The organism is Bradyrhizobium altum (assembly GCF_020889705.1).
In the GTDB taxonomy this organism is placed as follows: Bacteria; Pseudomonadota; Alphaproteobacteria; order Rhizobiales; family Xanthobacteraceae; genus Bradyrhizobium; species Bradyrhizobium altum.
Genome location: NZ_JACMYP010000091.1, coordinates 1 through 23,066, shown reverse-complemented (window position 1 = coordinate 23,066; position 23,066 = coordinate 1). Strand labels below are relative to the sequence as shown.

The 23,066-nt window shown below is 64.6% G+C and carries 19 protein-coding genes and 1 pseudogene; 13 read left to right on the top strand and 7 right to left on the bottom strand.

All coding sequences use genetic code 11. The features are described from left to right. Positions 1-59: 59 nt before the first annotated feature. Entirely contained in the window at positions 60-1,019 is a 960-nt protein-coding gene (locus H8B02_RS22040; RefSeq protein ID WP_229168201.1) for an acyl-CoA desaturase, read from the bottom strand. Positions 1,020-1,193: 174 nt separating this feature from the next. Here H8B02_RS22040 and H8B02_RS22035 point away from each other — a divergent pair, with 174 nt between their 5' ends. Further along, positions 1,194-2,156, top strand: a complete 963-nt coding sequence (locus H8B02_RS22035) for an MBL fold metallo-hydrolase (RefSeq protein ID WP_229168200.1) — start codon at positions 1,194-1,196, stop codon at positions 2,154-2,156. Between the two features lie 29 nt (positions 2,157-2,185). Here the strand turns inward: H8B02_RS22035 and H8B02_RS22030 are convergent, their stop codons facing one another. Further along, positions 2,186-2,713, bottom strand: coding sequence for a hypothetical protein (locus H8B02_RS22030; RefSeq protein WP_229168199.1), 528 nt, complete (start codon positions 2,711-2,713; stop codon positions 2,186-2,188). Positions 2,714-2,948: 235 nt separating this feature from the next. On the opposite strand from H8B02_RS22030, the gene H8B02_RS22025 reads away from it, so the two are divergent. The 5 genes and pseudogenes from H8B02_RS22025 to H8B02_RS22005 all read left to right on the top strand — a co-directional run. Beyond that, positions 2,949-4,100 (top strand): zinc-binding dehydrogenase, encoded by a 1,152-nt coding sequence (locus H8B02_RS22025; RefSeq protein WP_229168198.1) that lies wholly within the window; start codon positions 2,949-2,951, stop codon positions 4,098-4,100. A 121-nt stretch (positions 4,101-4,221) separates the two neighbouring features. Then, positions 4,222-6,144, top strand: a complete 1,923-nt coding sequence (locus tag H8B02_RS22020) for a cyclic nucleotide-binding and patatin-like phospholipase domain-containing protein (RefSeq protein ID WP_229168197.1) — start codon at positions 4,222-4,224, stop codon at positions 6,142-6,144. A gap of 59 nt (positions 6,145-6,203) precedes the next feature. After that, complete coding sequence (locus H8B02_RS22015; RefSeq protein WP_229168196.1) at positions 6,204-7,343, top strand: amidohydrolase/deacetylase family metallohydrolase; 1,140 nt, start codon at positions 6,204-6,206, stop codon at positions 7,341-7,343. Between the two features lie 213 nt (positions 7,344-7,556). After that, complete coding sequence (locus H8B02_RS22010; protein WP_229168195.1) at positions 7,557-8,405, top strand: SDR family NAD(P)-dependent oxidoreductase; 849 nt, start codon at positions 7,557-7,559, stop codon at positions 8,403-8,405. Further along, positions 8,393-8,673: pseudogene (locus tag H8B02_RS22005) on the top strand (amidohydrolase/deacetylase family metallohydrolase); the annotation flags it as partial. The gene H8B02_RS22010 and the pseudogene H8B02_RS22005, both read left to right, overlap by 13 nt. Before the next feature lie 286 nt (positions 8,674-8,959). Here the strand turns inward: H8B02_RS22005 and H8B02_RS22000 are convergent. Continuing rightward, entirely contained in the window at positions 8,960-9,352 is a 393-nt protein-coding gene (locus tag H8B02_RS22000) for a YybH family protein (RefSeq protein WP_229168194.1), read from the bottom strand. 531 nt (positions 9,353-9,883) lie between these two features. On the opposite strand from H8B02_RS22000, the gene H8B02_RS21995 reads away from it, so the two are divergent. After that, entirely contained in the window at positions 9,884-11,893 is a 2,010-nt protein-coding gene (locus H8B02_RS21995; protein WP_229168193.1) for an SPFH domain-containing protein, read from the top strand. 319 nt (positions 11,894-12,212) lie between these two features. Here the strand turns inward: H8B02_RS21995 and H8B02_RS21990 are convergent, their stop codons facing one another. Both H8B02_RS21990 and H8B02_RS21985 read right to left on the bottom strand, forming a co-directional pair. Further along, positions 12,213-13,823 (bottom strand): ABC transporter substrate-binding protein, encoded by a 1,611-nt coding sequence (locus H8B02_RS21990; RefSeq protein ID WP_376711698.1) that lies wholly within the window; start codon positions 13,821-13,823, stop codon positions 12,213-12,215. 137 nt (positions 13,824-13,960) lie between these two features. Then, positions 13,961-15,376, bottom strand: coding sequence for a hypothetical protein (locus tag H8B02_RS21985; RefSeq protein WP_229168192.1), 1,416 nt, complete (start codon positions 15,374-15,376; stop codon positions 13,961-13,963). A 355-nt stretch (positions 15,377-15,731) separates the two neighbouring features. Here H8B02_RS21985 and H8B02_RS21980 point away from each other — a divergent pair, with 355 nt between their 5' ends. From H8B02_RS21980 to H8B02_RS21970, 3 genes are read left to right on the top strand one after another with little or no spacing between them, the layout of a single operon-like run. Beyond that, entirely contained in the window at positions 15,732-16,592 is an 861-nt protein-coding gene (locus tag H8B02_RS21980) for an FAD binding domain-containing protein (RefSeq protein ID WP_229168208.1), read from the top strand. Between the two features lie 4 nt (positions 16,593-16,596). Beyond that, positions 16,597-17,079 carry a (2Fe-2S)-binding protein gene (locus tag H8B02_RS21975; protein WP_229168191.1) on the top strand — a complete coding sequence of 161 codons (483 nt, stop codon included), beginning with the start codon at positions 16,597-16,599 and terminating at the stop codon, positions 17,077-17,079. Further along, positions 17,076-19,334 (top strand): xanthine dehydrogenase family protein molybdopterin-binding subunit, encoded by a 2,259-nt coding sequence (locus H8B02_RS21970; RefSeq protein WP_229168190.1) that lies wholly within the window; start codon positions 17,076-17,078, stop codon positions 19,332-19,334. Before H8B02_RS21975 ends, H8B02_RS21970 begins: the two co-directional genes overlap by 4 nt. Positions 19,335-19,434: 100 nt before the next feature. Here H8B02_RS21970 and H8B02_RS21965 read toward each other — a convergent pair whose 3' ends face one another. Continuing rightward, complete coding sequence (locus tag H8B02_RS21965) at positions 19,435-20,379, bottom strand: ornithine cyclodeaminase family protein (protein ID WP_229168189.1); 945 nt, start codon at positions 20,377-20,379, stop codon at positions 19,435-19,437. 157 nt (positions 20,380-20,536) lie between these two features. Between H8B02_RS21965 and H8B02_RS21960 the strand changes: the two genes are divergently transcribed. Continuing rightward, complete coding sequence (locus tag H8B02_RS21960; RefSeq protein WP_229168188.1) at positions 20,537-21,277, top strand: bestrophin-like domain; 741 nt, start codon at positions 20,537-20,539, stop codon at positions 21,275-21,277. A gap of 144 nt (positions 21,278-21,421) precedes the next feature. Beyond that, entirely contained in the window at positions 21,422-21,808 is a 387-nt protein-coding gene (locus H8B02_RS21955) for a COG4315 family predicted lipoprotein (RefSeq protein ID WP_229168187.1), read from the top strand. 127 nt (positions 21,809-21,935) lie between these two features. Here H8B02_RS21955 and H8B02_RS21950 read toward each other — a convergent pair whose 3' ends face one another. Further along, entirely contained in the window at positions 21,936-22,517 is a 582-nt protein-coding gene (locus tag H8B02_RS21950) for an HdeD family acid-resistance protein (protein WP_229168186.1), read from the bottom strand. 240 nt (positions 22,518-22,757) lie between these two features. Between H8B02_RS21950 and H8B02_RS21945 the strand changes: the two genes are divergently transcribed. Beyond that, positions 22,758-22,979: a dodecin gene (locus H8B02_RS21945; protein ID WP_212309847.1), complete on the top strand. Its 222-nt coding sequence runs from the start codon at positions 22,758-22,760 to the stop codon at positions 22,977-22,979. The last annotated feature ends 87 nt before the right edge of the window (positions 22,980-23,066 follow it).

Here is a 23,066-nt window from a genome sequence, read left to right as displayed (position 1 = left end):
CGACACGGGCGATATAGCGGCACCGCGACAGCTCCGCAACGGCGATCTGTGCGTGCAGGTTATGGGAACCACGCAGGGCCGCGATGTCCCGGTGCGACCGCATCGGCGTTATCAGGACCGCCGACGCGGCGCGAGCCCGGGCGCGGTGCTAGGTTGTCCGGCGTCTTGATGTTGCTCGCGAGCCCTGCTGCCTCGAAGGCCTTGATCAGCCACCAGCCGAGATCGATCTGGCCCGGCAACAGCCCGAGCTTCGCGGAGCCCGGATAGGCGTGGTGATTGTTGTGCCAGCCCTCGCCCATGCTGATCAGCCCGGCGATGCCGACATTGTAGCCCTGGGCTGCAACGCCTTCGATGACCCAGGTCTGTCCGCCCTTGCGATGCGAGTAGTGACCGATCAGCCAATGACCCGTGACGCAGACGGCGACCCGGACGCAGATGCCCCAGACCAGCCAGCTCCACGAGCCGATCGCAAAGAACAGCAGCGCCCAGGGCAATTGCTGCCACATCCAGCTTCGCTCGACGAACGCATAGAAGCGGTCGTCGGCGAGCCGCGGTTCGAGCCGGAAGACCGGCGGGTGCGTCAGCACGAGGGTGCAGTGCAGCTGCCACCAGGCATCGCGCCAGAAGCCGGCGCGGTGGCAGGAATAGTCGTGACACGCCGCCTGGCGCTGCGCCCAGTCGCGGAAATCGTGCAGCCGCACCATGCCGTAGGGGCCGGCCATTCCGACCAGCGTGCCGAGATAGACACAGAGCCGTTCGAGCCACAGCGGACAGTCGAAGCTTGCATGGATCAGGCGCCGGTGCATGCCGACCGAATGTCCGAAGCACAGCGTGATCGCGCTGGTCACGATGAACAGCGCGAACGCGCTCCACGAGAACAGCAGCGGCCCAAATGTGATCGCGACCGCGGTCATACTGCCGAGCCACAATGATTTCGCTGGCGCCCATTGCACGCGTCCGTCCAGCGGGTCGGTGCTGTCGTCCGCGAAGATTCGTTCGGACCCGGGCTGAAGCTTCATTCCAATACCTGATGGTGCCACCGCAGGGTGAGATGGAGCGATCATTGCTGTCAATCCGCCGTGCTCGTCCGTCGTGTCGCAGCCGACATTGGCATCTCCGGCCACTTCACCTAACCTGTCGTGACTTGGTGAGTTCATTGGCTTAGTAAGCGCTTGGGGCGGAGACGTTCGATCATGCGACAGAAATTGTGGCTTGTGCTGGTTGCGGCAATCGTTGCGGGCGCCGGCGCCGCGCGCGCCGCCGAAATGCGCGTCACCTTGCTCGGCACGGGCACGCCGACGCCGCGGCTCTCGAGCTTCAGCGCCGCGACGCTGGTGGAGGCGGGGCCCGAGAAGCTGATCTTCGATTTCGGGCGCGGCTCGACGATCCGCCTGTTCCAGAAGAAGATCCCGATCGGCGCGATCACCGCGCACTTCATCACCCATCTGCATTCCGACCATGTCGTCGGCCTTCCCGACATGTGGTTGACGGGATGGATCGGCACGCCGTTCGGCTCGCGCAAGACCCCGATGGTGATCTTCGGGCCGAAGGGCACGGTGGCGATGACCGAAAATCTCACCAAGGCGTTCTCCGAAGACATCCGCATCCGGATCGACGACGAGGGCTACCCGCCTTCGGGTGTCGCGTTCGCGGCCAAGGACATCGAGCCGGGCCCGGTCTACGAGAACAACGGCGTCAAGGTCACCGCGATCGAGGTCAATCACGGCGACAAGATCAAGCCGTCGTTCGGATACGTCGTCGAGTATGACGGCAAGAAGGTGGTGCTGTCGGGCGACACCAAGCCGGACGAGCGGGTGGCGAAGGCGGCCGCGGGCGCCGACCTCCTGATCCACGAGGTCGCGGTCATCGATCCCGACCTGTTCACGGCCTATCCGAATTATCGGGCGATCGAGAACCATCACACCTCGCCGGAAGAGGCCGGCAAGATCTTCACACAGGCCAAGCCGAAGCTTGCGGTCTACTCGCACATCGTGTTCGCGAGCCAGCCGCCGACGCAGGACGTGCCGGAGGACGCATTGCTGAAGCGGACGCGCACGACCTATCAGGGACCGCTGGTGATCGGACGCGACCTGATGTCGTTCGTGATATCGGACAAGGTCGAGGGCTTTGCGCCCGACGGCACTGCAATGAAGTGACGATCTCTGTGCGCAGGCGGCGCGGCGGGTTACTTGGCTTCGGCGTCCATGGCCGGTTCGGCCGGCACCGCCGGTGGTTCAACAGTCACGGCTTTTAGCACTTTGCGTTTCGCCGCGCGGATCTCGAGCTGCAAAGGCGGCTGATAGGAGCCGGCTGGCGGTTCGAACATGAAGCCGTGGTGCCCATCGCCCTTGTTGAGCTTGAGAAGATCCTTGCGGAATTGATCGGCGACGACTTCGGCAACAAGGTCGCCGTTGAAATAGATATCGATCGTGACTCGTTTGTCGGGGTGCTGGTCGTACAAGGCCCAGCCGGCAATCCTGTTCTCGTTGAAGACGTCGACATGGCCGGTGACCTCGCCCGAGAGGCTCTCGATGCCGGCCTCGATCACCTCGAGGTCGCTCTTGTAGATCGATCGCGTGACGTCGAAGCTGAAATGCGCGGTATCGACACATTGGTCGAGCAGGTTCTGCCGATGCTCCTTCATTCGTTGCAGCGTGTCCAGCTCCCCCAGCTTGACATACATGCCGACGATGCCTTCGATACCAGGATTCATGGTGTCGTTCCCCGCAATGCTACAAGCCTATTGGCCCTCAGTTGCGTTCACAATCAACGGTTCTTTGCGATGCTTCCTTGCAGAAAAATACTCCCGTCAAGACTTGAAGCGCGTCGTCCCGTCCGGGCCTGTCATGAAGGCCTTCATGACAGGCGTTCATGACATCCCGAGCGTCCTGACCTAAAGTCGGTGCGGCCGAACCCGGCCCAATGACAAGGACAGGGAGAGCGAACCGATGGAGCAGATCCGCGCATGCACGCATGACGGACCTGGAGCCAAGCCTGTAATCCGGACCGTGCCATGGCCGGATGTCGGCAAAAAGGCGGCCTTGATCAAGGTCGGCGCCTGCGGCGTTTGCGGAACCGACCTGCACATCCTGAAGGGACATTGGCCGAAGCCGCTGCCATGGCCGTTCACCCTCGGCCATGAGCTCGGCGGCGTGATCGTCGCATGCGGTCCGGAGTTCACCGAAGACTTCATGAGCAAGCCACTCAAGGTTGGATCGAAGGTGATGATCCCGCCCTTGATGCCGTGCGGCCGCTGCTACTACTGCATCCATTATCCCGAGAGCGCCAACAAGTGCCTGACGCCGGTGTATTACGGCCGTTATCTCGGCTTCGAGAAAGCTCCTCACATGTGGGGCGGCTGGGCCGAATATGTCTATGTCGATCTCGATATGCTGCCGGGCACCAAGATCTACAAATTGCCCGACGACATGTCGCTGCGGCTCGGCGCGCTTTCGGAGCCGTTGACCTCCTGCATCCGTGCCTTCAACCGCGCCACGCGCGCCGGCGGCTTTTCCTGGGGCGACACCGTGGTGATCCAGGGCTCCGGGCCGATCGGCATCCTCGCGGTCGCGGCGGCGCAGGAAATGGGGGCAGGGCGCGTGATCTGCGTCGGCGCGCCGGAGACGCCGCGGCTAAAGCTGGCGCGCAAGTTCGGCGCCGAGGCGACGGTCGATATCGAGCAGCTCAAGGCGCTGGAAGAGCGCATCAAGGCGGTGCGCGACATCGTCGGCGGCTTCGGCGCCGACCTCGTGATGGATTGCTCGGGCCATCCGACCGCCGGCCCCGAAGGCATCGAGATGCTGCGCGACGGCGGCACCTATGTCGAGATGGGCCAGTTCACCGATGCCGGCTCGATCAATACCTCGTGGCACCGCATCTGCACCAAGGACCTCAATGTGCTCGGCTCCTGGGGCTTTACCGGCAACGACCTGCCGCTCGGCGTCGACATGCTCTACCGCACGCGCAACAAATATCCGTGGCTCGACATGCAGACGATCTATCCGTTCACAGAGGATGGCGTGGCGCGCGCGGTCGCCGACGCGATGGCGATGAAGACGGTGAAGTCGACCATCGTGCCGTGGCCGGAGCTGGTCGGGTGAGGCAGGCCAATGGAAGCGTCGCTATTCCTGTTGCAGTGCTCCCAAGGAATGCGGCCGGGGCGCCGTCAGGACCGGCCTGATATCGCTCGCCGGGACGGCGGCCCGGCGCTAACATCCGCGCATGCAATCGAACCGTGTGCCGCCGAGCGCAACGTTTGCGTGGGGAAACCTGTCCGAGGACTTCGCGCTGTTCCGTACGCTCAGCGCGGAGCAGCGGCTGATCGCCTTTGGCGCGATGACCCGGCGCGACCTGGTGCGTGGCGAGCTGCTGGTGGAGCAGGGCGGCGCCTCGGATTCATTGTTCCTGGTGCTGCACGGCGCGCTCGCCGTGCACCGGACCGATCATCCAGAGCCGATTGCGGAGCTTCGCGCCGGCGAGCTGGTCGGCGAGATCGGCTTCTTCGCCAACATCCCGCGCACGGCCAATGTGATCGCGATCCGCGATACCAGCGTGCTGGTGTTGACGCGCGCAGCCTATGCGAGGCTTGTGCAGGAAACGCCCGGCATCGTCGAGGCGCTGCTTGCCGCGCTTGCGCAGCGGTTTGCCATCCAGACCGCGCGCCTGTTGCCCGTCCGGGCGTCACCGAAGGCGCGCACCGTCGCGCTGATTGCGGGCGGACGGGAGCCGGTGCCGGCTGCCTTTGAACAAGGGCTGCGCCTGAGCCTTGCCGCCGCAGGCGCCGAGATCGTCGATCTCGCGCGCGTTCAGGCGATGTTTCCCGGCCGGGCGCTGGACTCGTCCGAGGTCGCCGACTGGCTCAACCGGATCGAGTACGACGCGCCGCTGGTGGCTTATTTCGGTGGTGCGGAAGCATCCGAATGGGCGCGAAAGACCATTCGCCAGGCCGACCTCGTCGTGTTCGCCTGCCGCGGTGATGCTCCGCCGCCGGTTCTCACCGATCTCGAAAGCTTCGCCTGCGCCGTGCATCCGGCGTCGGCGCGGCGCCTGGTTCGTGTTCACGATATCAGGCAACACGAGGTCAGCGGCACCGCGGCCTGGCTCGCGCGGCTGCCTTGCTTCATGCATCATCATGTCGCGCTCGAGGACCAGATCGATATCGACAGCCTGGTGCGTTTCCTGTGCGGCCGCGCCGTCGGGTTTGTCGCCGGCGGCGGCGGTAGCCTCGGCACCGCGCATGTCGGGATCTACAAGGCGTTTTGTGAACGCGGCGCGATGTTCGATATCTTTGTCGGCACCAGCGTCGGTTCGGCGATGGCGGCGGGCTTTGCCAAGAACTACGACGCCGAGCATCTCGAGCGCGGCACCCATGAGATCTTCGTCTCCAGCCGCAGCTTCCGCCGCCCGACCTGGCCGCGCTACGCGCTGCTGGACCACAAGGCCTTCGATGCGGCGCTGGCCGATCAGTACGGCCTGCACTGCCGCATCGAGGATTGCTGGCGGCCGTTCGCGGCGGTCGCGACCAACCTGTCGACGCACAGTCTCGAATTGATCCGGACCGGTCTGCTGTGGCAGGCGGTGCGCGCATCGAGCGCCATCCCCGGCCTGCTGCCGCCGTTCTATACAGGGGACGGTTCGATGCTGGTCGACGGATGCCTCGTCGACAACGTGCCGCTGGCGCAGATGCATCAGCTGAAGAGCGGGCCGAACCTGGTGGTCCATTTCGGCGAGCCGGCAACCGAGATGTTCGACGTCGACTATGCGGCGCTGCCGGGGCGGCTCGAGCTCCTGGCGTCGCTGCTGACGCCGTTCCGGAGAAAATCGCTTCCGGCGGCTCCAAGTGCCGTCAACGTGTTGTGGCGTAGCCTCGTCGCGCATCAGCGCTACGATACGCTGCCGACCACGCCGCTCGACATGGTGATGCGCCCGCCGACGCCCGATGGCATCGATGTGACGGATTTCGATCGGCATCAGGAGATTTTCGAATCCTCGTACCGTTGGGCCCAACAGATTATTGCGGCCTCGGAGGCGGTGCATAACCCGGCCCTTGCTGCAATCGTCGCGTCGGCCATGGTTGGGGACAAGAGCGCGGATCATGCGACAACGGCGACCGCGCCGGTTTCCCAACAGGCCCGTGTCGGCTGAACGGCTTGCAGGCGGCGGCGAAGTCGACCATCGTGCCGGACGGAAATCCGGAGAACACGATGCCTTTCGATTTGATTCTGCGCGGCGGACGGGTGATCGACCCGTCGCAAAAGCTCGATGCGGTGACGGACGTCGCCTTTGCCGGCGGCAAGGTCGCAGCCATCGGCCGAGAGCTGAAGGCCGATGCCGCGACCGACGTTCGCGACGTGTCGGGGCTGATCGTCTCGCCGGGGATCATCGACCTGCACACCCACGTCTATTGGGGTGGCACCTCGCTCGGCATCGATGCGGAGGAGTTTTGCCGCAAGTCCGGCGTCACCACCTCGGTGGACACCGGCAGCGCCGGCCCCGGCAATTTCGCTGGCTTCCGCAAGCACGTCATCGAGCCGAGCCAGGTCCGCATCCTCGCCTATCTGCACGTCTCGCATGCCGGCATCTTCGGCTTCTCGGATCGCGTGATGGTCGGCGAGAGCGAGGAGCTGCGGCTGATGAATCCGGTCGACGCCGCGCGCGTGGCCGACGAGAACCGCGACCTCATCGTCGGCATCAAGGTGCGGGTCGGACTGCACGCGTCGGGCACCTCAGGGCTGGTGCCGCTTGAGATCGCGCTCGAGGTTGCCGAGCAGGTCGGCATGCCCTTGATGGCGCATATCGATCACCCGCCGCCGAGCTATGAGGAGGTGCTTGCGCGCCTGCGCCCGGGCGATGTGCTGACGCATGCGTTCCGTCCGTTCCCCAACACGCCGGCGACCGCGCAGGGCACGGTGAAGAAGGTGGTGCTGGAGGCGCGCGAGCGCGGCGTGCTGTTCGACATCGGCCACGGCAAGGGCTCGTTCGCCTTCAAGACCGCGCGCGCGATGCTCGCCAACGGCTTCTCACCCGACACCATCTCCTCCGACATCCATCAGCTCTGTATCGACGGCCCGGCGTTCGACCAGGTGACGACGATGTCGAAATTCCTCTGCATGGGGATGTCGCTGCCGGACGTGATCGCCGCATCCACCGTCAATGCCGCGATGGCGTTGCGCCGGCCGGAGCTCGGCAGCCTCAAGCCGGGCAGCGCCGGCGACGCCACGCTGCTCTCGATCAAGCACGGCCAGTTCGACTATGTCGATGTGGTCGGCGAACATCTGACGGGTGATCGCAAGATCGCGTCCGAAGGTGTCGTGATCGGCGGACGCTGGTGGCATCCGAGATAGGTTCGCGTCCTCACAAGACCGGCGTCCGCTTTGTCTTCATAAAGGCGACATCGAAGCCGGTCTGAATGAACGTCGGCTGGGGGGCCAGGAGCGGACATCCCGAACACTTCCCAATCGCTTGAAAGTGCGGTCATATGGCGCCCAGTGACGCTTGGACGTTTGACACTTGGCGTCTTGGGGCGACGGTGTCCGCTTGCACGGGGGAGAATGCGCGTGAAGGAACTCGCTGGAAAGACCGCGTTCGTCACCGGTGCGGCATCAGGTATTGGATTGGGGATCGCGACCGCTCTCGCCCAGGCGGGGGTGAAAGTCATGCTTTGCGATATCGAAGAAGCGGCTCTGTCCGCGGCGCTCAACCAACTGAGGCTCACCAACGTCGATGTCGACGGCGTGAAAGCGGACGTCTCACTCAAAGACGAACTCGCGGCGGCCGCCGAAGCCACGACGGCCCGCTACGGCAAGGTGCATATCCTCGTCAACAACGCGGGCGTCGGCGGTGGTGGGCCCTATGGCGCCTGGACCGACGCGTCATGGGATTGGACCATGGGCGTCAACTTGATGGCGACCATTTGGGGGATCGAGATTTTCGGCCCGTTGATCGAGGAGCATGGCGAGGGTGGACACATCGTCTCCACAGCCTCGATCGCTGGCCTTATTTCGGGGGAGAGCAATGCATACAACGTTTCCAAGTATGGCGTCGTCGCGCTGTCCGAGGGCCTGCGGCGTGAACTCGCGCCCCGCGGGATTGGCGTATCGGTGCTGTGTCCAGGGTTCATTCGCACTCAAATCGTGGACTCAAGACGCAATCTCCCCAAGCGCTTCGAGGGGGCGGTCCGTGCCTTGCCGACTTCGGGCCCACGTGCCCTGCAGATCAATATGGTCCGGGCACGCATCTCTCAGGGCATAGAACCCAACTATGTCGGTGAACTCGTCCGCGAAGGCGTCGAAAACGACTGGCCCTATATCTTCACCGACCTCGAATTCGAGCCGATGATTGAAGCGCGCTTCGCCGCAATCAAGCAGGGCTTTGACCATATCCGCGGGCGTGACCCGAAACGTTGAGCACGCAGGGCACGGTGAAGAAGGTGGTGCCGGAGGTGCGCGAGCGCGGCGTGCTGTTCGACATCGGGCACGGCAAGGACTCGTTCGCCTTCAAGACCGCGCGCGCGATGCTCGCCAACGGCTTCTCACCCGACGCCATCTCCTCCGACATCACCAGCTCTGCATCGACGGCCCGGTGTTCGACCAGGTGACGACGATGTCGAAATTCATCAGCATGGGGATGTCGCCGCCGGACGTGATCGCGGCATCCACCGTCAATGCCGCGATGGGCGAGGTCGAAATCGGTCTGAATGAACGTCGTCTGTGGGCCGGAAGCGATCATTGAGCGATTTCTGCCCCTTGGCGAATGAATTTAAGGCGACTTAGTGGGCTTTCGCCGCTGCCGATCGAATTGCGTTTTGATAGTCGCTGAGAAGTTTGGAATCTTCGATTGATCCGTGATGATGCATCTGCCGCCAGCGCCCATCGATCAGTTGAAAGATGCGACTCGTGCGAATGTTTAGATTTTTTTCGGCATCACCCTCACGATAGGTACCGCGTTCACGCCCAACAGCTCAGAATACATCGCCCGCGCGGTGTATGGTATAGTCCCAAAATACAACGTGAACGTCCGCCGGACTCTTGAAGACTCCCTCATACATCGCGTGTGGCTGATCTGCTCCCCGCCGAATGCCTCCGAGAGGATTATCGATCGCAACCTCATCGGTATGAGCGAAGTTATCGTCGATCATCTTCAGATCACGCGTATTGAAGGCGCGGTAGAACTGGGCCAATGCCTGTTCGGGCTGGCTCAGATCTCCAAGATCTTCGTTACCCGTAATGGGTTCTTGTATGGGTTTTGCTTGAGGCTCGGCGACGGCTACGGATATCGAAACTCCTCCTAAATTATTTGCCAAACCGAATAGTGCCAAAGCGTGCAGGCCTCTGCGGAATAGCTTAGCCGACATGGCTCTCTCCTGTTCCATTAGGGCGATAGGTTCACCTTAGCTTGCTGCGCCGTGATAGCGACTGCCGACGTGGCACTCGCGCTGCCGAAATTGGTGATGAAGTCACGCCACCTTATGCCGGTCCCCGCCATGGAAACCGCCGGAGGCGATAGCCAAAGCCTAGCACTTTTCGATCGTCTTGCTCGGAAAAATGGGCCTGATGCGTGATGTCTCAGTTGGGTCGAAAGCCGGCAATGACGACCGATGCTGGCAGCCGCCGCTTTCCCCAGAGGCGGACGTATGAGTCCCAATTGTCGGGCAAATCCTTCCGCGCCGCCGCAGTGCGAATGATGCGCAATTGCGGCAGCTAGTCACGCGCACCAACGTCGCGCGAGTCATCAGGCGGTTCATCCTGTCATCAAAAAAAGATTGGCCATGCGAATAATGTTCACGCCTTGCGGCCCCTGGGCCGCCAACCACATCTCCGCACCGCAATTCTTGGGTGAGGTTTGGGCTCCCAGACCGCCCAGTTGCGAATTGTGGAGATGGACTATGGACTTCCTCGGTTTTCTTAATGGTTCAGGTTTAACCCAGCCTGCCATTTGGATCGCTGCAGCGGTCGCATGTGTGATCCTGCTGCGCATATCGAACGTATTTCGTTACATTCCCAACAATCAGGTCGGCATCGTCGAGAAGCTGTGGGCGATCAAGGGCTCGATCGAGGACGGCTTCATCGCGCTGAACGGTGAGGCCGGCTACGAGCCGGAAGTGCTGCGCGGCGGCCTGCACGTGATGTTTCCCTTCATGTACCGGATCCACCGCTCGGACCTCGTGACCGTCGGCCAGGGCAAGATCGCCTATGTGTTCGCGCGCGACGGTGCGCCGTTGGAGCCCTCGCAAGTGCTCGGTGCCAACGACACTGAAGACAAGTCGGACTTCCAGGACGCACGCCGATTCCTGCTCGGCGGCGGCCAGAAGGGGCCGCAGCGCAAGGTCCTGCGCGAAGGTACCTATGCGATCAACACCACGCAGTTTGCCGTCATCACCGACGAGCGCGTCTACGGTCACGCGCTCAGCGAGCGGGAACGCGGCGTGCTCGAGAGCATGCAGCTTACGATCACCGAGCGCTGGGGCTTTGCGCCGGTCGTGCTGGCGGCCGATCACGACCTGGTCGGCATCGTCACCGTGCATGATGGGCCGTCGCTGCCTCCGGGCGAGATCATCGCGCCCGAAGTCGGCATCGAGCTGCGCGACGCGGCGACCTTCCACAACAATTTCCAGGAGCCGGAGAAATTCCTGCACGCCGGCGGCTATCGCGGCCGCCAGCTCCAGGTCATCGTCGAGGGCACCTGGTACATCAACCGCCTGTTCGCGACCGTCGAGGCGGTGCCGAAGACGGTGATCCCGGTCGGTAATGTCGGCGTCGTCATCTTCTACACCGGCCCGCGCACCGACGACGTCTCGGGCGAGCAGTATCGCCATGGCGAACTGGTGCTCAACGGCGGCCGCGGCGTCTGGAAGGACCCGCTGTTGCCCGGCAAGTACGCCTTCAACACCTATGCCGGCAAGATCGAGGTGATTCCAACCGTCAACTTCATCCTGAAATGGGTGCGCGGCGAGGTCGGTTCGATGAAGCTCGACGAGAACCTGTCGGAGATCTCGCTGATTACCAAGGACGCCTTCGAGCCGACGCTGCCGCTCTCGGTGGTGATGCATATCGACTACAAGAAGGCGCCGATGATCATCCAGCGCTTCGGCGACGTGAAGAAGCTGGTCGAGCAGACGCTCGATCCGATGGTCAGCGCGTTCTTCAAGAACATCGCGCAGAAGATGACGCTGATCGAGCTGTTGCAGAACCGCGCCGCGATCCAGGAGGAATCGGCGCGTGTGATGAAAGCGAAGTTCGAGGGCTATTCGCTCGACCTCCAGGAGGTCCTGATCGGCACGCCGCGCGCGGCCGTGAACGACCACACCATCGAGAACATCCTGATCCAGCTCCGCTCGCGCCAGATCGCGCGCGAGCAGATCGAGACCTATCAGGAGCAGGAGAAGGCCGCGGTGCAGGAGCGCGCCCTCAACGAAGCCAAGGCGACGGCGGCGGCGCAGACCGCACTGACGCAGTCGCTGATCCAGGTCAAGGTCAACGAGAACGAGGGCGCGGCTGCGCTGGCCCGTGCGCAGAAGGATGCCGAGACCCGCAAGGTCACGGCAGCGGCGGTCGGCGAGCAGTCGCGGCTGGAAGGCCAGGGCGAGGCCGACCGGGTGCTTGCGGTCGGCGCCGCCAACGCCCAGGCGACCAAGCTGTCGGTCGATGCCTATGGCGGGCCGGAGTACCGGCTTGCCGAACAGAATTTTGCAAAATTCGCCGACGCCCTGACGCGGATCAATCAGCCACTGGTGCCGCAATTCCTGATGTCGGGCGGGCAGGGGCAGGAGGGCAACAGCGCAGGGTTGATCCCGACCGCGATGCTGAGCTCGATGTTCGGGCAGATGATGCCCGGCGCATTGGAGAAGCTGAAGGACGAAGCGCCGAAGGCCGCGCGCAGGACCAACGGCCAATGAAGTGACGATACTCAGGCGAAGTCGAATAGCAGGGAAGTGCGCTCCCTCTCCCGCTTGCGGGGGAGGGGCATTTGCACAAATTCGGAATATTAGAAATATATTGGTGATTTGCCCGACGTGTCAAGTTGCCCGGGTGGTACGGCGGCGGCCGTCGGCTACTTTGCATGGGGTTGTTTTCGATATTTTAGCAGCGCGCAGCGGGGCGGCCCGGGGTGGGGGCTCACTCCGCGAGCCACGTTGTGGAGAAAGCCGATCAACCTGCCTGCGTGCTGCGGCTAGCCGAAGGATGATCTGCGGCGCAAAGATCGCGCCGCCGATCCTATTCGGTCTTGTCGACGTTCCAGAACACCGGCGGCGCCGGGCCTTCCAGCACGCCGGTGAGCGACTTGCGCCAGGCGCTCGGCAGGCGGAACTGGCCGAGCGGGACATAGATCACCTGCTCGTAGGCCTGCTTCTGGATCTCCACCGCGAGCTTCTTCTGGTCCTCAGGTGAGGTGGCGCGGGCGTAGGCGTCGCGCATCTGCTCGAGCTTGGCGTCCTCGGGCCAGCCGAACCAGGCCCGCTTGCCGTTCGCGGCGATCTGGTTGTTGACGATCGGGTTCATCACCTCGGTCGCACCCGTGAAAGTGAAGAACAGGTTCCAGCCGCCTTCCTTGGGCGGCTTCTGGCTGGCGCGGCGGCTCACCACAGTCTGCCAGTCGGTCACCTGCGCGTCGACATTGAAGCCGGCCGCGCGCAGCAGCTGCGCCGCGACGGTCGGCGGCCCCTTCAGCGTCTGCACGTCGCCGGGGATCATGATCACGACGGGCGTGCCGTCATAGCCCGAGGCGGCCAGCGCCTTCTTGGCCTCGCCCATGCCGTTGCCCTTGATCAGCGTCTCGGCGCCGGCGTCGCTGGCGAGCGGCGTATCGCAGGCGAAATAGGAGCCGCAGATCTCGTAATATTTTGCGTTGCCGACGGTGGCGTCGAGCACGTCCTTCTGGTTCATTGCCAGGAATGCCGCGCGGCGGATCTTGGGATTGTCGAACGGCGGGTGCAGGAAATTCATCCGGCCCTCGATCTGGAAGCCGAACTTGTTCAGCACGGCCACGGTGAGATCGGAATTGGCCTCGAGCACCGGCACCAGGTCGATCGAAGGCTGTTCCAGGAAGTCAATGTCGCCGGATTGCAGCGCGTTGATCGCGGTCTGCGCGTCGGGCATCGTGATCCATTCGACGCGATCGACCTTCGCGACCTTGCCGCCCGACAGCCAATCCGGCTTTTCCTTGCGCGGCACGTAGTCGGCGTTCCGCTCATAGACCGCCTTCACGCCCGGCTGGAATTCCGCGGTGACGAATTTGAACGGCCCGCAGCCGATCTGCTCGGCGATCTGCTTGCCGGGTGGCGTCTCCGCGAGCCGCTTCGGCATCATGAAGGCGACATAGGAGGAGGGCTTTGCCAGCGACTCCAGCACCAGGCCGTACGGCTCCTTGAGCTTGAGCACGATCGTCTTCGGTCCGCTGGCCTCGAGGGAGGCGGTGAACTCGGCCAGCTTCTGCGCCATGCCGTCGACGACGGTCCAGCGCTTCAGCGAGGCGATGCAGTCCTCCGCCGTGACCGGCGCGCCGTCGTGCCATTTCAGGCCGTCGCGCAGCGCGAAGGTGTAGGTGAGCTTGTCGTCCGAGATCGTCCAGTCCGCCATCTGCGGCTGGACCTTGAAGCTTGAATCGATGCCGAGCAGCGTGTCGTAGACCATGTAGCCATGGTCGCGGGTGATGTAGGCGGTGGTGAAACCGGGATCGATGATGCGCAGGTCCGAATGCATCACCGCTGATATGGTCTTGCCCTTGCCGGCGGCGATGGCTCTCGATGAGAGGAGAGCCGGGGCCGCGATCGCCGGCGGCACGCTGGCCGCGAGCTTGAGGAGCGTTCTGCGCGAAACATCGACCATTCGCCGTCCCCCGATCTTGTCGTTGCGCCGGCACGTAGGCCGCAGCGACCCGCATGCTTCACCAATCCGTTGCTGAAAGCAAGCAAGAGCCGCGCTATCGCAACCCATGCGGCTGCGACATTGCGTTGCGCGTGCGTTCACTGCTTGAGGGCGTAGCCGAGCAGGCGTTCATTGACGCCGAGCTTCTCGCAATCCGCCGCGTTCGAGGCGAAGTGCGATTGCTCCCGCGCGCTGTAGCAGCGGTAGAGCGGAAGCGTTCCGCCCTGCGATTGCGCATAGACCCAGCCGGCGGTGCGCAGCCGCTGATAGGCGTGGCCTTCGCAAAAGCCCTTTTCCGCCAGCAGATGATCGGGATGGCCGCCCCGCTGGCTGACGCAATCTTCGAGCTCCACGGTGGGCGCGTCGGCGTGCGCGACCGTCATCAGATAGCCGGATCGCGCTTCGAGCCGGTATGCAGTGCCGTTGCCGGGGACCGGTCCCGTGGTCGACCAGCGGTCGTGCAGCCCTGAATTGTACCAGCGCGCGAGCTGCACGCCGACCTGCGGGACGGAAGGCGTATCGCTGTGCGCGACCTCGATCGGCCGGAACACCAGATAGTGGTCCGCATGACCGCCGCCGGGCGGCCAGTAGGCGTGCACCAGCATCCATGTGTTCGAGAGCTGGTTGGCGCCGGTGGAGGCGTCGAGCAGCACGGGGTAGGTGATGAGCTCGGACGGCGCCGGGCGCTGCCAGACGCCGGGATCGAGCACGAGTAGCGGCTCCGGCATCGCCTTGAACGTGACGTGATCGCGGGTCAGGAACAGGCCGAGGCCGCCGGGGACCCAGCCGGTCAGCGCCAACTCGCCGGTCGTCGTCCAGCGCGCGACGCTGACGCCTGAGCCTGTTATCAGCCGCGTGGCCTGGCCGCCGAGCCCGGGTTCGTCCCATCGGCCTTCAAAGAATTTCTTCCATTGCCCGGGCGCTGGATTGGCGAGTGGCGCGCGCGCCACGATCAGGCCGCCGTCGCGCGGACGGAAGCAGTAGGCGTAGAAGAAGCCGTCGCGCCCGTCGACGGCGGTGCAGTCGCCTTCGCCGGTGTTCTTGCCTGGTGTCGGATGGTCGGTGCCGGTGATGATCTGTCCGAGGCCTTTCCAGCTCAGGCCATCGTCGGACGAAGTCGAAAGCGCCATCGACTTGTGGGTCTGGCCCGCCGGATAGTTGCACGCGGTTTCGTCATGGACGAAACCGAGCACCATCGCGCCGCTGCGCTCGGCATGGTTCAGCCACTGTCCGCAGGAATCGACGCTATCAGCAGGGCCCGGCCGCAGCACCACGCGGGCGGCTCCGGCCATGTCCGATGGTCGCGCGCCGTCGATCGCGCGTGTCTCGCCATGGGCATCGAAGCCGCGAAAGCGGCCGTTCGGCAGCGCGATCTCGTTGAACCTGTTGTCGGCGATGTCGGCCGCCGGTCCGCGCACGATGGTGGGAACGCCGACGCGGATGCGGATGCACCTTTCGCAAACATCGCTGCTCGCAGGTGCGGCGCCGGAGCGTCGCGGTGCTGCCCAAACCATCAGCATGGCGGCGAGGACGATGACACTCGGCCAGACCCACGGCGAGCCTTGGCCGCGGACAGATGAGCGACACTGCATGCCCTGATGATGCCCCGGGCGGATGAGGGATTTGTGCTGCGCGCAACACTATCGCGTGATCGCGTGTGCATGACCACGGCCGTCGCGCGCCACCGCCGGCACCGCGCAAGCGCGCATCCTGCATAGGAGCCTGCGCTTCCTGCCGCACCTTGCAGGCTGTTCGGACCCCGGTCCGCCGTGTAGGCTTGCGGTCTGCCGGCCGGCGATAAGGCCATATCCCGCACATCCCTGAGGGAACAAGCAGCCGAGGGAGACCAGAAGAACCGTCATGACTGATATCCGATACGTAGCACCGCGCACGCTTGATGAAGCGATTGGCGCATTTGCTGCCGCCGGGAGTGCCGCCCGCATTATGGCAGGGGGCACCGACTTATTGGTGCAAATGCGCTCCGGCCTGGTGCGGCCGGGATTGATCGTCGACATCAAGAAGATCGGCGAGATGACCGAGATCATCGAAACCGCCGATGGCGGTTTCCGCGTCGGCGCTGCCGTCTCCGGCATGGAGCTCGCCGACCACGCACGCTTCGGCAAGGTTTGGCCCGGCGTGCTCGAGGCGGTGAACCTGATCGGCTCCAAGCAGGTGCAGGGCCGGGCCTCAGCCGGCGGCAATCTCTGCAACGGCTCGCCGGCCGGCGACAGCGTGCCGGCGATGATCGCGGCGGGTGCCGTCGTCACCGTGCAGGGCCCGAACGGCCGCCGCGAGCTCAAGGTCGAGGATGTGCCGGCCGGACCGGGACGGATCAACCTCAAGCCGGGCGAAATCCTCGTCAGCTTCACCTTGCCGCCGCGGCCCAAAGGCTCGGGCGATGCCTACTTGCGGATGATCCCGCGCACCGAGATGGACATCGCGGTGGTCGGCATCGGCGTCAGCCTGACCTTGCAGGACGGCGTCTGCACCGCGGCTCGCGTAGGCCTCGGCGCGGTGGCGCCGACCGCGCTGCTGGTTGAACCGGCGGCAAAGGCGCTGATCGGCTCGAAGCTCGAGGACGCCGCATTGGAGGCGGCTGCCGCCGCGTGCCGCGCCGCCTGCCGTCCGATCGACGACAAGCGCGGCACCATTGCCTACAGGACAAAGACCGCCGGCGTGCTGCTCAAGCGCACCGCCGCGATCGCCGCCCAGCGCGCCGGAGGACACTAGCACCATGCCGAAACTGCACGTCACCACCTTCGTCAACGGCGAGCCGGTCGAATTCCTGTGCGAGCCGTATGAGACCATGCTCGACGCCTTGCGCGGACAATTGGGGCTCACCGGCTCCAAGGAGGGCTGCGCGTCCGGCGATTGCGGCGCCTGCTCGATCACGCTCGATGGTCGGCTGATCTGCTCCTGCCTGATGCTCGCGGCCGAGGCCGAGGGCCACGAGATCCGGACCATCGAGGGCATGGCCAAGGGCGACAAGCTGCATCCCTTGCAGCAGAAGTTCCTCGAGCATGCCGCGCTCCAGTGCGGCATCTGCACCTCGGGCATGCTGGTGGCCTCCGAGGCGCTGCTCGCCAAGAACTCAAATCCGACCGAAGAGGAAGTCCGCTTCTGGCTCGCCGGCAATCTCTGCCGGTGCACCGGTTACGACAAGATCGTCCGCGCGGTGATGGAGACCGCGGCTGAAATGCGGGAGATGCGGCCATGAACGTCGTCAACAACAAATGGATCGGCCAGCGCACCATCAGGCCCGATGGCGTCGACAAGGTGACCGGCCGCGCGGCGTTTGCCGCCGACACCACCATGCCCGGCATGATCTGGGGCAAGGTGTTGCGCAGCCCGCATCCGCACGCCCGCATCAAGTCGATCAACACCGCCAAGGCCGAGCGGCTGCCCGGCGTCAAGGCGGTGGTCACCTCGCGCGACATCGTCGACTTCACGATCGAGAAGGGCGCGGTGATGCTCGGCATCCAGGACATGCGCTGGATGTGCCGCAACGTGATGGCGCGCGACAAGGCGCTGTTCCCCGGCCATCCCGTCGCCGCCGTCGCCGCGACCACCGAGGCGATCGCGGCGGAAGCCTGCAAGCTGATCGAGGTCGACTACGAAGTGCTGCCCTGGGCGATCGAGATCGACGACGCGCTCAAGCCCGACGCGCCGATCCTGCACGAGTTCAACAGATTCGACGGCAAGCCGTCGAACATCATGGGCCGCATCGAATCCAGGAAGGGCGACATCGCGCAAGGCTTCAAGGACGCCGACATCGTCATTGAGCGCTCCTTCACCACGCGTCCGGTGCACCAGGGCTATATCGAGCCGCATGCCTGCCTGATCTCGGTCGCGGCCGACGGCAAGACCACGATCTGGTCGTCGAGCCAGGGCCAGTTCATGGTGCGTGCGATGAGCTCGATGCTGACCGGCATCCCGCAGAGCGACATCCGCGCGATTCCCGCCGAAATCGGCGGCGGGTTCGGCGGCAAGACCATCGTCTATCTCGAGCCGCTCGCGACCTTGCTCGCCAAAAAATCCGGCCGCCCGGTCAAGATGGTGATGACCCGCGAGGAGGTGATGCGCGCCACCGGGCCGACCTCGGGCTCGAAGAGCACGGTGAAGATCGGCGCGAAGAAGGACGGCACCATCGTCGCCGCCCATGGCAGCTTCTATCTGCAGGCCGGCGCCTTTCCGGGCTCGCCGATCCGCGGTGCGGTCGGATGCAGCTTCGCGCCCTACGACATTCCGCATGTGCTGTCGGAAGGTTTTGACGTCTGCTCCAACCGCTCCAAGGTCGCGGCCTATCGCGCGCCCGGCGCGCCGATCGGCGCCTATGCGGTGGAATGCGTGCTCGACGAATTGGCCGAAGCGTTGAAGATGGATCCGCTGGCGCTGCGGCTGAAGAACGCTGCCAAGGAAGGCACCAAGGCCGCGCATGGCCCGGTGTTTCCGCGCATCGGCTATATCGAAACGCTGGAGGCCGCGAAGAACCATCCGCATTACGCCGCGCCGCTCGGCAAATATCAGGGCAGGGGTGTCGCCTCCGGCTTCTGGTTCAATGCCGGCGGTGAATCCTCCGCGCAGGTCAACATCACCGAGGACGGCAACGTCGTTGTCACCACGGGCCACCCCGATATCGGCGGCTCGCGCGCCGGCATCGCCAATATCTGCGCCGAGCTGCTCGGCATCGACTACAAGCGCGTCTCCGTCATCATCGGGGACACCCAGACGGTCGGCTTCTCCAACCTCACCGGCGGCAGCCGCGTGCTGTTCGCCTCCTCGATGGTGGTGACGCAGGCGGCCGACAAGGTGATCGCGACCCTGCGCGAGCGCGCCGCGAAGATCTGGGAGATCGACCCTGAAGCGGTGAAATGGGAGAACGGCGCCGCGCATCCGGTGAGCCCGAATGCCGGCCAGTTCGAGCCCTTGACGCTCGCGGACCTTGCCGAAAAGGCGCCCTTGCAGGGCGGCCCGATCGGCGCCAGCGTGCAGCTCAACACCCAAGGCGCCGAGGGCGGCTTCGGCACGCATATCTGCGACGTCGAGGTCGATGTCGATCTCGGGATCGTGCGCGTGATCCGCTACACCGCCGTGCAGGATGTCGGCCGCGCCGTACATCCGAGCTATGTCGAGGGCCAGCTGCAGGGCGGCGTCGCGCAGGGCATCGGCTGGGCGCTGAACGAGGAGTACATCTACAACAAGGACGGCAAGGTCGATAATCCGGGCTTTCTCGATTATCGGATGCCTGTTTGCTCCGACCTGCCGATGCTCGACTGCGCGCTGGTCGAGGTGCCGAACCCGAAGCATCCGCAGGGCGTCAAGGGCGTCGGCGAAGTGCCGCTGGTGCCGGTCATGGCCGCGGTCGCCAACGCGGTGCACAACGCGCTGGGCAAGCGCTTCTACAGCCTGCCGATGTCGCCGCCGAAAGTGTCGGCGGCGCTGGACGCACCGGCGCAGCAGGCCGCGGAGTGATTGTGTAGGGCGGATTAGCCGAAGGCGTAATCCGCCGTCTTTCCATGCGCTGCGGCGCGGCGGGTTACGGCTTCGCCTAACCCGCCCTACGTTTTCGCCGTCACCCTAACTTCTTCCCCAACTGCGCAAGCACCGCCTCGCAGGTCATCAGATCGAGATGCCCGCCGCCGGCGTTCTTGAACAAGGTGATGTCGTCGGCTGACCGCCGGCCGGCGACCTTACCGGTCGCGAGATCATAGTGATCGCCGAGCACGTCGCTCTCCTTGATCGCGCCGCTCGCGATCGGTTGCAGGATGTCGCCGACGCCGTCGAAGGCGGATTCCCTTCGGTCGACAAAGATGCGCGCGCGCCGCGCCGCCTCGTCGTCGGCCTCGCGGGTGTCGGGGGTGAAGCCGCCGACCAGATCGAGATGGGCGCCGGGCTTCAGGTTCGCGCCCTTGACCAGCGGCTCGCGCGAGCGGGTGCAGGTGGTGATGATGTCGGCCTCGCGCGTCGCGGCATCGAGATCGGTGACAACATCGGCGGCGATGCCGTCGCTTTCCAGCAGCGTGGCGAGCTCCTGCGCGCGCTCGACCGTCCGGTTCCAGATCCGCACCCGCTTCAGCTGCGGCCGCACCGTGCGGTGGCCGCGCACCAGCCAGCGCGCCATCTCGCCGGCGCCGACCACCAGCAGCGTCGCGGCGTCCGGCCGCGCCAGATGTTTCGCGCCGAGCGCGGAGTCCGCCGCGGTCTTCCAATGGGTGATCTCGGCGGCGTCCATCACCGCGAGCGGCCGCCCGTCATTGCCGTCGAACAGCACGCAGACCGCCTGCACCGCCGGCAGCTTGCCGTGCGCAAGATTGCCCGGGAAGCTGGTGTACAGCTTGGTCATCATGAAGCGGCCGGCATCGACCGCGCTGCGCGTCACCAGCTGCTGGCCCCTGTCGTCGCCGAGATAGCCGTCCTTGACGGCGATCTTCGGCCGCCGGTGCGCGGCCTCGATCGCTTCGATCAGGATCGGAAAGGTCAGGACGCGGTTGACCTCGCGGTCGTCGACAATATGCACTGTTTCTCTCCCAGGGCGCCCTTGCGCGCCTCCCAGCGCGCGCCAAAAGCCGCTCCGGACTGGATAGCGCGTGGGGAAGGCTAGTCAACCGGACATGCGCCGCCGCGCGTCCCTTGCTATCCTGCGCACCTGATTCTCTCGCAGGTCTTCGCAAGACGTGGTTGCATTCGTCGTCGCCGTCCTGATTTTCATCCTGCTGAGCGGCGCTGCGCTGGCGACCATGGCAATCCATGTCCGGTTCGCCGACCATCACCGCAGCGACGAGACCAATACCTCGGTGCGGCTGGTCGCGACGCTGTTCTTCACCATGCCGTCGCTGCTGCTCGGCCTGATGATGAACAATTCCGCCAACACCTATGTGGCTGTTGACCGCAATTTGCATGTGTTCGCCACCGACATCATCCTGCTCGACCGCAGCCTGCGACCGCTCGGCCCCAGCGCCGATGAGCCGCGCAAGCGGCTGCTCGCCTATGTCGAGCAGGTGCTCAAGGATGTCCCGATCTCGCGGGCGAACGAGGTGTCCGAACATCTGCTCGACGAGGTCGGCACCAGTCTCCGCGTGCTGCGGTTCGATGACGAGCAGAAGGTCGCGCTGTGGAACGACGCCCGGTCGGTCTACCGGCAGGCGGTGCAGCAGCGCTGGACCTTTGTCGAGCAGTCCGACGGTTCGTTTCCGTCACCACTGATCTGCATCCTGGTCGGGTGGCTGACGCTGATGTTCGCGACGCTGGGCTTTCGGGCGCCGCGCAACGCGGTCGTGATCTCGACCTATATCGCCGCGGCGGCGCTGGTCTCGGCCGCGATCTATCTGATCCTCGAAATGAGCACGCCGTTCTCCGGCCCGATCCAGCTCTCCGACCGCCCGCTGGTGCGCGCGGCGGAGGAGATCAGGCGGTAGCTGCCGGTATCGGCACGCGCCTCCGGCTTTATTCCCCTCGCATCGATCGCCGTCCCGAAATTCTTTCCGCGCTATCAGCGGAATAGAGGGCGGCTTGGCGCGTCCTAACGCATGCAAGCCATTTGCATTCGAAAGGGAGACATCATGAAGCCATCGATCTCGCTCGCGCTCGCCACCGCCATGTCGTTTGCGCTCGCATCCGCCGCTCTTGCCGCGCCGCCGACCAAGACCGGCACGACCGCGAAGGGCTCTGTCCTGACCGACACCAAGGGGATGACGCTCTACACTTTCGACAAGGACACCGAAGGCAAGTCGGCCTGCAACGGCCCCTGTGCGGCGAACTGGCCGGTGCTGAAGGCGGAAGCCAGCGACAGGGCGGAGGGCGGCTACACCATCATCTCGCGTGACGACGGCTCGAAGCAGTGGGCCTACAAGGGCAAGCCGCTCTACACCTTCGCCAAGGACCAGAAGGCCGGCGACATCACCGGCGACGGTTTTCTCAACGGCGCCTGGCACCTCGCGCAGCCCTGAGGCGGCTTCGTACGGCGGGTTGGCGGAAGCGTAACTTGCCACGGTTTTGACGCGCGGAGAGACGGCGGGTTACGCCTACGGCTAACCCGCCTGCGGCTTCACGCTGAGCCGAAGCGAAGCAGGCGCCTCACGCTCTCTGCTTCAGCGCCATGCCCATGCTGATCCAGCTGACGCCGGCGCAGATCAGGTCGACGCTGAGGAAGATGCCGAGCACGTAGAGGCTCGACACCGGCCAGTGCGCCAGGATCATGGCCCCGAGCACCAGCGTGATCAGCCCGGAGATCGCGACCATTCCCCACGGCGCGGCCGAATTCATGCCGAACGCCAGGAAGATGCGGACGATGCCGGAGACCACGAGGGCGATGCCGAGGAAAAGCGTCAGCGTCGCTGCGGCGAGCAGGGGGTTCTCGAAGGTGATGAAGCCGGCGACGACATAGAGCGCGCCGAGCAGCAGCCAGAACAGGAACTTGCCCCAGGTCTTGAACTGGAACGCGTTGATGATCTCGGCAACGCCGGCGACGATCATCATCGCGCCGACGAACAGCACGCTGACGACGGTGGCAAAGAACACGCTGCCGAAGGCGAGCACGCCTGCGATCAGGTAGATCACGCCAAGGGCGACGATCCAGCCCCACTTCGCGCGAAGGTTGGCAAGCCCGGATCCGAGGCTGTGAGGAGGTGTGGCGGGTGAGCTGGACGCTGTGGACATCGATCGCTCCCGAATACGAGGTCAAACCATGCTACCATAGGTGACGGAGCGGACAAGGGCACGTGCCTCCCTGGCACGAAATGCATGCTGGCACCAAAAGGCGCCGCGACGCGTTGATTCAATTCGTCCGGTGTGTTGCCGCGCAGCATTTGTCGTTTGACGGCAGCCCGCATCGGACGACGGACTGTCCGGATCGGAGTGCAAATTGTCCGGATCGCGCATCCACCCAAGGAGGTCGACATGCCCACCACGCACGACAAGGACCACGTCTACAAGATCCTCGAACTGGTCGGATCATCGGACAAGAGCATCGAGGCGGCGATCGAGAACGCCGTCAGCCGCGCGTCGAAGACGGTCCGGGAAATGAAATGGTTCGAGGTGGTGCAGACCCGGGGCCATATCGAAGACGGCAAGGTCCGCCACTACCAGGTGGCGCTGCGGGTCGGGTTCACGCTGGAATAGGTTGCTTAGGCAGCTTGCTCGTTATTGCCTGTAGGATGGGTAGAGCGCAGCGAAACCCATCCTGTTTCCGCGCGGAAGAAAGTGATG